Below are 12176 nucleotides of genomic sequence, written 5' to 3' on the forward strand. Positions count from 1 at the left end.
GAACTCGGTCATTCACGGGCGGACCGGACCCTTTGCACTGCCCGTCCGGCGATGCGGCCGGCCGGGCGAGACCGGTCCGCACCGCGATCGCGCCACCGGACGTCAGGCCGCTTGGACCACGGCCTCGAACTCGAGCGGCAGGCTCAGCTCGGTCTCGCGCGTGAAGACCGAATCCATCAGGGCCCTCAGTCGTCCCGGGGCGTCGGGCATCACGTGCGCGTACGTCTCGTGGGTGATGCGTGAATCCCGGTGCCCGAGCCACTCGGCCATATCCGTTACCGGTACGCCCTTGGACAGTCCCGCCGAGGCGAAGAAGTGGCGCAGCCAATGCGGGGTGATCGTCCTTGTGATGCCCGCGCTCTGCTTGGCCTTCCGCCACAGACGGTCGACAAGCGAGTACATGAGGATGTTGGTGCGCCCGACGTTCGAGAAGAGGTAGTCACCCGGGAGCCGGTTCACCGCATCTCTGACTCGAAACGTTCCATACCGCTGGACGTGCTCCTGCACCTTGGCAGCGATGCTGGGCGGCAGCGGAACCGCTCGGCCCTCGTCCAAGTCACGCCACTTGAGGTGCCTTACGCAGTGGGCCCGTCCCCGGCCCTTCGTGATCGCCTTCTGGACAGCGGTTTTTGGCTCCTCGTTCTCGCCGTCCTGCGTGACCTGACGGTCCACGAAGATCAACCCTGCCTCGAAGTCGAACTGCTGGAGCGTCACGGCGCACGCCTCGCCAATACGCAACCCACAGCCGGCCATCAACCACGCGAGGAGCTTGTACGGGCCCGGAAGGTGTCTCTCTATGGCTTCGATCTCCTCCAGTGTGGGCAGACGAATGGTCTTCTTCGCCTTACGCTTCACACGCCGTCGGCTGGTGCGGACGTGCTGGCACGGGTTCTTGGTGATGTACTCATTGGCGACGGCGAAGCTGAAGACTCCGGCGAGAGTCTCATAGCGGTTGATCGCCGTCGACTCCTTGTAGCCACGTTCCTCGACCATCCATTTCAGCCATGCCTGGAGGTCCTTCGGCCTTACAGCACCAATGGCGGTGCTGCCAAAGTACGGCTGCACGTGGAGACGCAGGCTCGTCTCATACTGGTACCTCGTACCGTCTGCGCGATCCCCCGACGTGATGAACTCGCGGTACACGGCTACGAGAGGATGCAAGAGACCCGTCGGCGCGATGTAAGTGCCGAGATCCTTGTCCCGCTCCACCTTGGTGGCAAAGGCGTCGGCCTGTCCCTTCTTCTCGAAGGACTTCTCTCGCTGACCTCCCGCCCTGCCGCCTGGTTCGCGGTACCGGACGGTCCACGGATGACCGCAGCGGGTCTGCCCACACGGGTAGTGAACGTTCCTCGGGTCGTCCTTACACTTCTGCAACACGCGGGCCAAGCTTCAGATTCTCCCTGCTGGGCCTCACGGGAGGCTCCCCTATCCGTACCTGCTGTCGAGGTAGGAAACGACATCTCGCTCACGGAATCGGAGGAGGCGACCTACTTTCTGGGGGCGAAGCCCCCAAGATCGGTACTTGTTCTTCACAGTGACTTCGCTGACCTTCAGCCATTCAGCTACTTCGGCCGGCGTGAGCAACCGATAACTCCCACCCTGCGCCAATCGAGATCCTCCGGTCTTCACACTCCCCCGCCCACAGAACAGAGCGAGCGGCCACGAACACGTCCGAGGCTATGATGCGAAGAATCCCCGGTTTCGCTAACCGGGGTTCCGGGACTATATTGCGCCCAGCCGTCCGAACGATCGGGGTCTACCCACCTCCCGCGAAGGCGAGCCTTCGACGGTCAGTACAACCACAAACCCTTCCATATTCAGGGGGTTCCGGGATCCCACGACCGATACCTTTCGGGTGCGCGAGGACGAATTCCGCAAGCTCGCACCGACTCCTGAGCCATTGGAAGTGCGGACACTCGTACGTTGACATGCCCTCCGGAAGAAAATCCAGTCGTTCATGTCTGCCGTCGGCGAATGGACGGAATAGCCGACGCTATAGGCACAGGATGTCGCTGGTGACGTCGCTCGCTGCCACTGCACTCGTTCTGCGGCAGAAGCCGAACCGGGTGGCCGGGTGCTGCACTTCCTATGGCTGGGGGCCGGACGTCGGCGAGCAGGGCGGCGTGGTGGGCCCGCTCAGGTCAGGAAGCGACGGTGTCAGCTCCTACCGATCCGAGCGCGCCGGGATCTCGCTTATGCGACACGTTCGTGCCGAACTGCCTGGCCGACAGGTCATACGCATTCGGCCGGTAAACCCTCCTTGAACAACCGTGGCCTCGTGGCGCTCAGCGCAGTTCCCCTTCGCTGATTCCCGAGGGTTGCCGGTGGCAAAGCGCCCGGCGAAGAAGGGCAGCAGCAGGCCCGTAACACTGACGGCCGGACTTCGCACGTCGTACCGCTGGGCACGCTAGCTAAGGCCGATTCGATGGCCGGCTTCAGCCTCACCCCTGTGGCCGCCGACCAGCGTGTCCGGCCGGTCGACGTCCTGTCGGTCACCTTCCGAACCGTCATCGAACGAGCCTTGGGCCTCGTTCGGCAACCTGGAGGGATTGACGCTTAGCCTGGCCATCGGCAGGTGCGCGGATTGGCAGTGGCCGATGAAGCCGTGGCCAGGGCATTGCCAGCGCCCTGATGAAACGGGCCTGTGCAGCCTGCACCCCCGCTGCGGGTACGGTGTGCACGCCGTCGGCCAGGAATTTCTCCTCGACCGCATCGGGCTGCCCTTCGGCATCAACGCCAGCCCCGACCATTGCGTGTTCACTCGTCGGCGGCCGCGGCACTGAGCCCGCCGTGCCAGGGGCATGGAGGCCCAAGCAGGCACCGTCCGGTGTCCCTTCCCAGGGTCAGGGTCGCTCGGCAGCGGGGTCCCAGTAATGCTCCAGCATCACCGCCGGCCACGCCGGGCTGGTGATAGGGCCGCGAGGTCCCATCTGCTCGAAGTAGGGGCCGAGATCGTAGATCGGGGTGCCGTTGACAGCATCAAGGTCGGTGACGTGCAGATCCCGTCCTTCGACCTTGAGCAGCCGGGGAAAGCTGGTCGCCATTCGGTTGGGGCGCCGGTGGTTTCGGTGCACGAAGGTGCCGGTGGGCTCCCACTCCGGGTTGTTGCGGGGGCTGCGGGCTCCGAGGTGAAGGTCGGCATCGGATCCCAGGTGGAAGCGCCAGGTGACGATCAGGTGGGAGAACTCCTCAAGGCCTTGCAAGGTATCCAGCGGGAGGTCGGGGCGAAGGCGGATGATCGATTCGACTCCGCCCTGGTAGTCGTCGGCCGGCTTCTCGTGGCCGCCGATGACATGGGCGACGGCCTCCAACGTGATCGGGTCGTCCACGAAATCCTCCCCTACGACTACCCGCTCGGCCTGGGTGTTCCCCGGTCCGAGCCGGTGCTGTGATGGCCCGGTCAGCGTACCCGGCTGATCACCATGCGGGCGCGATCGTCCAGTTGGGCCAACGACGTTCCTCCGCGGCCTCGATATGGAGATAGGGATCGGCGCATCTGGACCACGGTGTCCAGAGCCCGACCGGACTGGACTCCCTGCATGGTGTCCAGGGCTTGGGACCAGGTGGCGCAGGCCGCATCGACAGCTCCGCGCTGTATCTGCACCGCGCCCAGGAGGCCGAGGGTGACCGCATGTGTGCGGGCGAAAGGCTGGGCGCGGCGGGTGCGGACGCTGCGCTGGAACTCACGTTCAGCTCCGCGGAGATCTCCGAGGCCCTGCAGAGTGCGGGCCGTCGTCGCCGAAGACCTCGTCGCCGGCGACCCAGCGGGCGGACGTTCCCGCATCCAGGGCCCGGGTGATCATCCGAGCCGCCAGTACCGGCTTGGTCGTGAAGGTGAGGTCTTCGGGGATGCCGGCGGTCCGGCAGCGGTCGAGGTCGTCGGTCCACGAGCGCGGGACGTACAGGGCCCGGTCGATCGCGGCATGCCCGCAGGCGGCGGAGTAGGCGAGGTAGACGGCGACCTAGGAGTCCTCGATCCGGCCCGCCGTGCCGGTGTACTGGCGCTGGACGCCGACCGTGGCGGTGCCTCTCTTCAGGTCGCCGGTCTCGTCGACCACCAGCACGGCTTCGTCATCGGCCAGGTGCTCGACCACGTAGGCGCGTACGTCGTCGCGGACCGCGTCGGCGTCCCACTTCGCGCGGTGCAGCAGGTGCTGCATGCCGTCCGGGGTGGAGTCGCCCGCGTGCTCGGCCGGCGTCCAGCAGTTCTTCCTTGCCAGGTCCGCCAGCAGGCCCAGCACCGACGCCGTTGCGTGGCGGCGTGGTTCGACCCGCGCGAACCGGCCCGCGATACGGCCCGTCAGCTGGTCGAACATCGACCGCCACCGGGCAGGCACTACGCTGCGACCTGCTGCCACCGCCTGATCTTCGTTGGTCGACACAACTCACGATGATCAACGGTGGCCGCAGCCGTCTCCGCACCGGCCCCGACCAGCAAGATCACGACCTACGGCTGGAGTACTAGTCGGCCTGCAGGACGAAGAACAGGAAGCACAGGAAGCGCGGCTTGGCCGCGATTGCCTCGGGGAACATCTCGCGGGCGGCGGGATCAGGCTCCGGCTCGCTGATGTCCGTAATCCGGAAACCGGCCCCGATGAAAGCCTCGATCATCGCGTGCAGCGGCCTGTTCCACCTGCTCACCAGGGCGGTATGGCCGCCAATGGTCCACTCCACGGTCCATTTGGTGGTGTCGAAGTAGTTGTGCTCGGCCTCGCGACCGGCCTCGCGGTGTATGAGGTTGATGGCAAAGGGATGGTCGACGGATGCGATCAGCCGACCGCCGGGCCTGAGTACGCGTCGCAGCTCGGCCAGCGCCGGCCCCCAGTCCTCCAGATAGTGCAGCACCAGGGACGCCGTTACATCGTCGAATGTGTCATCAGCGTAAGGAAGCGGGCTGCCCAGGTCCGCCACCTGCAGGTCCGCACCGTCGCCGAGCCGCCGCCGAGCCAGCTCCAGCATCCCGGCACTCGTGTCGAAGCCACTCACAACGGCGCCACGGTCGCGCAGCACGGCAAACAGGGCCCCCGAGCCGCAGCCGGCGTCGAGAATCCGTCGGCCGGCCACGTCTCCAGCGAGGGCCAGCATCGCGGGCCGCTCGTAGTAGGCATTGACCAGGTTGGTTTCGTTTGCGGCCGCGTACGCCTCGGCGAAGCTGTTGTAGTCGTTGGTCTTCGACGGTTCCGCACTCACTGCGGACGGCGAGACCAGCTTGGTGGAGATCGCGTGCTCTTGGCGCTCACTTGAGATCATGGTGCGGGAGACGTGTGCTGCACCAGTTCAGTTCCGGGCCGCTCCCGACGGCCCTCACATCCTCCGAGATCCAACGAGCCGTTCGTTCCCGAGTTCGTCCAGCACCGCTCGGTGCAGCCGACGCCACAGGCCGGCCTCGGTCCATACCGACCTGCACCGAGATCCAATGCCTGTTCACCACCCTGACCAGCCGGGCCCACGACCTCGCGCACCGACTCCGCTGGTCACACTGGCGACGCCGACACCAGGCCCGCGCCCGCGACTGCCACTACCGACGGCAAGCAGCCGCCCAGCCATGAAGATCACGATCTACGGCTGGAGCACTAGGGCCGATCTAACTACTCGTCAGTAAAGTCAGCAAAAGGTCAGCATTCGTCCAACCAGAGCTGATTGCAGCCTGCAACACCTGAGACTCGATCGCGCACCCCGAAGGCCGTCGGACGAGGTCCGACGGCCCCCCCTTCGGCAACAAGAAGCGGAAAGGATGCCGCGCGCGCTGCGCCCGGCCGGGGGCGGAATGAAGTGGCAGGTCAACGCACCCTTCCCCTGGCTTTCAGGTGCGTCGGCGGGAGTTCGGGAGCCGGAATCGGAGGGCCGTCGTAGCCCTTGACCTCACCGAATCGGGACCCGTTCATCCAGTCTTCGCGGGCCTGCGCGATATCATCGTGTGACCGTCCGATCCAGTCCAGAACCATTGGATCTCTCGACATTTCCACAGGTCAGAGCGTTAAAAGTCGCTGGAAGTCAGCAAAAGTCAGCATCGGCGCCTCTCCCGGCGGGCATGCACAGGCACCCGAACGTGCGCCCAGCCGCTCGACGTATCCGCCACTGCCGCCGAGGCCACGTCGCACGTCGTCGAGAACAGGTTGGCGACCAGTTAGCCGACAACAGGCGCGACCGCCGGGAGACAACGGATGCATCCGTGAGTTGCACGGCAGTCCAAGCGGAGCGGCCAAACAGACAGGTCGGCCGAGACGAGGCTCCTGGCAACACCGGCGGTGCCGAGTGGCTCAGTGCCGCCGGGCAGACCGAGGACCGCCAGGACCGTTCGACCCTGATCGTTTGCAGCTGGCCCAGGGCCGCCACCGTCGCGGCGGCCCCGGACCGTCCTCCGGCGTCGTCAAACGAGCCAGCGCTTGCCGCGGACAAGGGGCAGGCTCTGCCAGAGGCTGCCCAGACCCCAGGTGCGTCCGGCTCCGATCGCCGCGAGGGTCACCAGGACCGCCGCGTACAGGACGTGATAGTCCACCAACGGATTCGTGGACATGCTGAGGCTGCCGTCCGACAGGTGCCTGGCAGGGGGCCACTCGGCGGCCCACATGAGCGCCATCATCGTGGTGCCCGCAGCAGCCGCGACGCGTAGGGCGACGCCGCTGGCCAAGGCGATACCGATGCCGAGCAGTCCCAGCATGAAGGTCCAGTCGGCCCAGGCCGCCCCGGCCCAGGAGTGGAACGTCGCCTCCAGCGGCCCGGCAGAGACGTGGCTCAGGAAGCCCTTGGTCGGAGACCCGCCATCGATCCATCCCTTGCCCGCCGGGGTCGCGTATCCCCAGCCGAACGTCTTGTCGCCGAAAGCCCAGAGGAACGTGAACGCGGTCAGCAGCCGGGTCGCTGCCGCGACGCGCGCGACGGTCAGAGGCGTGGTGAGTTCATCAGCCGCGGTACCGGGCGCTGTGGCCGAGGTGGCCTTGCGCCACCCGGCGAAGCGCATTCCCGGCTGACGGTGCTGGCGCTGGTGCTGGTGGAGAGCCATGTCGTAGGAACCTTTCCTCATGGGCAGGCCCTGTGCGTGCCCCCATGGCCAATGTCCCCGCACGGAGGGCGCGGGCCATGAGGGCGAACGGCCTACGCCGCGCCGCCAATGGTCCCTCAGAGCCGCGCGGTTCACCGTCGATCTCGGAAGCGGGGGCAAGTGCCGGGGGCCGGAAGGTTCGCTCTCGCCGCTGTGAGGGCCCTGTTGGCCGAGAGAGGGCCGACAGGCCCCTGTGAGCCCGCTGCACCCTTCGGAACAGTGAGGTCTGCACGGGGCAAGGAGTCTCGTGGACGACGGACAAGGGAGGTGAGTGCCATGGCCGGTCTCCTTGCCATCGGCGCCATCACATCGATCGGTCTCGGCGCCATTCTCACGTTCGCTGTGGACTGGCAATGGGCCACCGCCGACCGGCCGCTCGTCGGACTGATCATGATGGCCGTCGGCTTCATCGCTCTCGCTGCCGCCACGAGCCTGGACCGTCAGGGCAGCGGCACCGGAAGGTCGACAGGCCTGTGATCGTCCCCGCCCTGGGCCGAAGGGCCCTCGGGAGCCAGCCGGACAGCCTCTTGGCCGGGCACTGGTCGGCAACAGGCGAGGAAGGAGGCATTGGCCAGGGAGAGCTGGCCGGAGCTGCCCCGGTGAGGGACCGGCTGCCGACACGCGACTCATCGCAAGGCGGGGCACGTGTAAGTCCCCCGGATACGAGATCTCCAGCAGCACCGGAGGGACCAACGGACCTGGCGACCAGGCCCCTCGGCTCCTGTGGGACGTGCTGGCAGGGGAGTTGGCTGGACGGAGTGGCGGGGAGGAACCTCGCCCTTCGAAGGGCATGGCCATGACGAAGGAAACCCAGAACTCCCACGCCTATCTGGTCGGCGGAGGCATCGCCTCGCTGGCCGCGGCGGTCTTCCTCGTACGGGACGCGGGGATGCCCGGCGAGAACATCCGCATCCTCGAGGAACTGCCGCAGACCGGCGGCGCACTCGACGGCAGTGGCGCACCGGACACCGGCTACGTCGCCCGGGGTGGCCGGATGCTGGAGGACGAAGCCTACGTCTGCCTGTGGAACCTCCTGGCGGCGATCCCCACGCTCGGCAACGACAACGTGTCCGTCCTGCAGGAGACCGAGGAGTTCAACGCCCGCTGGCTCACCCACGCCAACGCCCGGCTCATCGACGCCTCCGGCCGAATCCTCGACGCCTCAGAGCTGGGCTTCACCACTGCCGACCGGGTGGAGATGGCCCGCCTGCTCGCCTTGCCCGAGTCCGTCATCGGCGCGCGCCGGATCGAGGACTTCTTCTCCGAGCGCTTCTTCACCACCAACTTCTGGGCGATGTGGCGCACCACCTTCGCCTTCCAGAACTGGCACAGCGCCATCGAGCTCAAGCGCTACTTCCTGCGCTTCCTCCAGGAACTCCCCCGTATCCACACCCTCGCCGGAGTACGACGCACGCGGCTGAACCAGTACGACTCGATCGTTCTGCCGGTACAGGCGTGGCTGGGACGGCAGGGAGTCCGCATCGAGCACGGAATCCGAGTCACCGACGTGGAGTTCGCCGTCGGCGAGGCCGGCGAGCGCCGGGCCGAGCGCATCCTCTTCGAGCGGGACGGCACAGCGGGATCGTACGGAATCGGGCCGCAGGACTACGCGTTCATCACCATCGGCTCCATGACCGCGGACGCCCGCTACGGAGGCGACGACACCGTCCCCGAGCTGGTCCGCGACAAGCGCGACGGGGCCTGGAACCTGTGGGAGACGCTGGCCCGCAAGGCTCCGGACTTCGGTCGGCCCGGGGCCTTCAACGGCAACGTCGACGAGGCCAAGTGGGAGTCGTTCACCTTGACGATGCGCAGTCCGGCGCTGCTCAAGCGGATCGAGGAGTTCTCCGGCAATGCCCCCGGCACCGGGGCGCTGATGACGTTCAAGGACTCGCGCTGGCTGATGTCGGTGGTCGTGCCCCACCAGCCGCACTTCGCCGGCCAGCCCGAGGACGTCTTCACCCTTTGGGGGTACGGGCTGTTCGTGGACGAACCGGGCGAGTTGACCGGCAAGAAGATGTCGGAGGCCACGGGACAGGAGATCCTCGTCGAACTGCTCGGGCACCTCGGCTTCGACGACATCGCCGACGAGGTGTGCGCCACCACTGCCGTCACGACGGTGATGATGCCTTACATCACCAGCCAGTTCGAGCGCCGTGACATCCACGACCGGCCGCTGGTGGTCCCCTCCGGGTCGACAAACTTCGCCTTCCTCGGGCAGTTCACCGAGATCCCCGAAGACGTCGTCTTCACCGTCGAGTACTCCGTCCGCGGGGCGATGCGCGCGGTGTACGAACTGCTGGGCGTCGACAAGGAGGTTCCGGCTGTCTACCACGCGCTGTCCGACCCGTTGACGGCGCTGCGGGCCCTCAAGGCCGTCTTCGCCTGAGCTGTGGCTCGCCTCTCCCAACAGCACGGCTCGCCGTTTCAGACCGGAGGTCCTTCCGTGTTCCACCCCGTGCCAACCTCTCCACCCGATCTCGGGGTCCGCCGGTCCCGGGCGATCACCGTCGGGCTCGACGGATCTCGCGAGAGCCTGGCCTCCGTCGCCTGGGCCGCGGACGAAGCGCGCCGACGCGGTCTCGCCCTTCGCCTCGTGCACGTGTGGGGCCTGGAACCGGACGTCCATTCACCGCTCATCGGCTCTCGCACCAGGCTGGAGCCGTACGACGTGGACCCGCGCTCCACGGCCGAGCGGATACGGCGCACGCATCCGGGCCTGGACGTGGTCGCGCAGGAGCTGTGCGGCGAGCCGGCCACCGTTCTGTGCGGGGCCGCCGAGGAGTCCGAGCTGTTGGTGCTCGGTTCCCGCGGTCTGGGCGGGGTCGCCGGGTTCGTGTCCGGTTCGGTGGCCCTGTCCGTGGTCGCCCATACCCGGCATCCTGTCGTCCTGGTTCCGGGCCGCGCTCCGATCCCGAACGGCGGCATCGTCCTCGGCCTGGACCTCTCGCACCCGTGCGACGAAGTTCTGGACCACGCCTTCTCCCGGGCCCACCGGCTCGGTGTACCCCTGCGAGTCGTACACAGCCCGCATACCCAGCGGGGGCTCGGCAGCGATGCGGCACTGACCGCTTCGGCCATGGCGCCCGGAGCTGCGGACGCGAGGACCGCACGAGACCTGACGCAGGTGATCGAGCAGTGGCGGCATGCGTACCCCGGCCTGCGCGTCACAGGGGAGATCCGCCCCGGCCACCCCGCGCGAAGGTTGGTGGAGGCTTCCCACACGGCCGGCCTCCTCGTCATGGGCCGCCGCAACCGCCAATCCCGGCTCGGTCCCCACACAGGAGGTGTGACCCGTGCGGTCCTGCACCACTGCCGAACGCCGGTGGCCGTCATCCCCCACGACTGACCATTCACAGCCCTCCGCATCGCCGTTGCCCGCGTTCCCTCTGTGAGGGACGCGGGCCGCTTCGCGTACCAGGTGCTCAGTGACTGGTGTGGGCACCGCGCACGTCCGTGTCCGGCACAGCCACTGTCCGGCCGGGCGACGAGGGACGTTCGGCCCGTTCCCCGGGTCTCCTGGACCATCGCTCCCCCACGGTACGGAAGGGAAGGGTGGGACACACACCGCCGACGACGGACGACGGTACTCGCCCCATAGGCTCCGGAGGAAACACCATGTCACGTACGGTCATTGCGGGAATCGACGGATCCCCTGCATCTCTTGCCGCCGCCGAGTGGGCCGCCCGGGAAGCCCGGCGGCGCCGGGTCCCCCTCAAGCTGTTGCACGCCATGGAGGAGTGGATCCCGTCCTACGGATACGCGTCGCAGACCGAGGCCACCCCGTCACCCCAGTACTGGGGTGAGCGCATCCCCCGGGAGGTCGCGCTGCAGTTGACCGAACGGCACCCCGGCCTGGAGATCACCACGGAGCAGGTGGACGGGCGGCCGCTGACCGTCCTGGTCGCTGCCGCGCAGGAGGCCGAGGTACTGGTACTCGGCTCGCGCGGACTGGGGGCGATGACAGGATTCCTCGTCGGATCCGTCTCCCAGGCCGTGCTCGCCCAGGCCAAGCGCCCGGTCGTGGTCGTGCGGCCGGGCGCCTGGCTGGACGCCGACTGCCTGCCCGGATCTGATGGTGACGCACCACGGAAGGACAAGGACTGGCCTGTCGTGCTCGGGCTGGACCTCTCCTACCCGTCTACCGAGCTCCTCGACCACGCCTTCGACGCGGCGGCCGTACGCCGGGCCCCACTGCGTGTGATCCACCGCTGGAGCATGCCGCCCGCCTTCGCGTTCGACCCGGCGCTGCTCGCGCCCGAGGTACGGGACGGCATGGCGACCTCCATGGCGACTGCGCTCGCCGATGAACTGCTGCCCTGGCGCGACAAGTACCCCGAAGTCCGTGTCGAAGTGGACTGCTCGGTGGGGCAACCCGCCAACCAGCTCGTCGAAGCCTCGGCAGACGCCTCACTGGTCGTCGTCGGCCGGCGGATACGCCGCTCCGCCATCGGCGCCCATCTCGGCCCGGTCGTCCACGCTGTCCTCCACCACGCCACAGCCCCGGTCGCGGTCGTACCCCACGCTTGAAGCGATCACGTGTGCCGGGTTGCCCTGACCGTCCGCGGCTGACCACAGACCTGGGAGCAACCCATGCGCGCCGAGCCCGGCCGGGTGATGTCCACCGGCCGGGCTCAGCGTGTGCCTGGCGCTACTGCGTTCCGCCTGTGCCTCGTTCTTCACGGCGGACGTCTTCCTCGCCCCACCGTTCCGCCTCTGAGGGGCACTGGCCGGTAGTGGCACTTCGGCTCTCGGTGGCAGGGGGCAGATCTTGTTGAGGGGCTGTGGTGAGGACGAGGCGAAGCCCCAGCCCGCGCTTCTCGGCCTCGGTTGCCGCCCGAGCCAGGCTCGCGTACCAGTTTTCCGCCGGGTCGATGCGGACGAGAATCTCGCCGGCTTCGGTGGTGGCCATCTCGGTGGTCGTCATGACGCCTCGCTCCTGGGCTCGTCGGCGTGCCGCGGGATCAGTTCGACGGGGCAGTACGCATGGTGCAGCAGGCTGTGCGTCACGCGCCCCAGGGTGCGCCCGAGGTAGCCGGGCGAGCGGCGCCCACCCATGACCAGCAGATCGGCGTGGCGGGAGGCCTCCACCAGCACCCCGGCGACGGACACACTCCTCTCCGCGTCCGCCTGG

General features: G+C 67.7%; 11 protein-coding genes and 2 pseudogenes. 4 read left to right on the top strand and 9 right to left on the bottom strand.

Features of this window, described 5'->3' with window-relative positions:
• Window positions 1–102 precede the first annotated feature (102 nt).
• From OG753_RS04415 to OG753_RS04445, 7 genes and pseudogenes are all read right to left on the bottom strand, one after another.
• Window positions 103–1377 carry a tyrosine-type recombinase/integrase gene (locus OG753_RS04415; RefSeq protein WP_405792544.1) on the bottom strand — a complete coding sequence of 425 codons (1275 nt, stop codon included), beginning with the start codon at window positions 1375–1377 and terminating at the stop codon, window positions 103–105.
• Between the two features lie 48 nt (window positions 1378–1425).
• Window positions 1426–1629 (bottom strand): helix-turn-helix domain-containing protein, encoded by a 204-nt coding sequence (locus OG753_RS04420; protein WP_326746944.1) that lies wholly within the window; start codon window positions 1627–1629, stop codon window positions 1426–1428.
• Between the two features lie 1214 nt (window positions 1630–2843).
• Window positions 2844–3329 carry a TrmO family methyltransferase gene (locus OG753_RS04425; protein ID WP_326746945.1) on the bottom strand — a complete coding sequence of 162 codons (486 nt, stop codon included), beginning with the start codon at window positions 3327–3329 and terminating at the stop codon, window positions 2844–2846.
• A gap of 402 nt (window positions 3330–3731) precedes the next feature.
• Window positions 3732–4316 (bottom strand): annotated as a pseudogene (locus OG753_RS04430) (IS701 family transposase); the annotation flags it as partial.
• 145 nt (window positions 4317–4461) lie between these two features.
• On the bottom strand, window positions 4462–5250 hold the full coding sequence (locus OG753_RS04435; RefSeq protein ID WP_326746946.1) for a class I SAM-dependent methyltransferase: 789 nt from the start codon (window positions 5248–5250) through the stop codon (window positions 4462–4464).
• 530 nt (window positions 5251–5780) lie between these two features.
• Window positions 5781–5945: pseudogene (locus OG753_RS04440) on the bottom strand (pirin family protein); the annotation flags it as partial.
• A gap of 425 nt (window positions 5946–6370) precedes the next feature.
• Entirely contained in the window at window positions 6371–7003 is a 633-nt protein-coding gene (locus OG753_RS04445; RefSeq protein ID WP_326746947.1) for a hypothetical protein, read from the bottom strand.
• 315 nt (window positions 7004–7318) lie between these two features.
• Here OG753_RS04445 and OG753_RS04450 point away from each other — a divergent pair, with 315 nt between their 5' ends.
• The 4 genes from OG753_RS04450 (at window position 7319) to OG753_RS04465 (ending at window position 11572) form a co-directional block, all read left to right on the top strand.
• The gene (locus OG753_RS04450; RefSeq protein ID WP_030648435.1) at window positions 7319–7519 is read left to right on the top strand and encodes a hypothetical protein; all 201 of its coding nucleotides are present in this window, start codon (window positions 7319–7321) and stop codon (window positions 7517–7519) included.
• Window positions 7520–7838: 319 nt separating this feature from the next.
• On the top strand, window positions 7839–9431 hold the full coding sequence (locus OG753_RS04455) for an oleate hydratase (protein WP_326746948.1): 1593 nt from the start codon (window positions 7839–7841) through the stop codon (window positions 9429–9431).
• Window positions 9432–9500: 69 nt separating this feature from the next.
• Complete coding sequence (locus OG753_RS04460) at window positions 9501–10391, top strand: universal stress protein (protein ID WP_326746949.1); 891 nt, start codon at window positions 9501–9503, stop codon at window positions 10389–10391.
• 269 nt (window positions 10392–10660) lie between these two features.
• Window positions 10661–11572 (top strand): universal stress protein, encoded by a 912-nt coding sequence (locus tag OG753_RS04465; protein WP_390032290.1) that lies wholly within the window; start codon window positions 10661–10663, stop codon window positions 11570–11572.
• A 121-nt stretch (window positions 11573–11693) separates the two neighbouring features.
• On the opposite strand, the gene OG753_RS04470 is transcribed toward OG753_RS04465, so the two are convergent.
• Both OG753_RS04470 and OG753_RS04475 read right to left on the bottom strand, forming a co-directional pair.
• Window positions 11694–11969: a hypothetical protein gene (locus OG753_RS04470; protein ID WP_326746951.1), complete on the bottom strand. Its 276-nt coding sequence runs from the start codon at window positions 11967–11969 to the stop codon at window positions 11694–11696.
• Window positions 11966–12154: a universal stress protein gene (locus tag OG753_RS04475; RefSeq protein WP_390032293.1), complete on the bottom strand. Its 189-nt coding sequence runs from the start codon at window positions 12152–12154 to the stop codon at window positions 11966–11968. The genes OG753_RS04470 and OG753_RS04475 overlap by 4 nt, the downstream gene beginning before the upstream one ends.
• Between the last annotated feature and the right edge of the window lie 22 nt (window positions 12155–12176).

This window comes from Streptomyces sp. NBC_00029 (genome assembly GCF_045160505.1).
GTDB lineage: Bacteria > Actinomycetota > Actinomycetes > Streptomycetales > Streptomycetaceae > Streptomyces.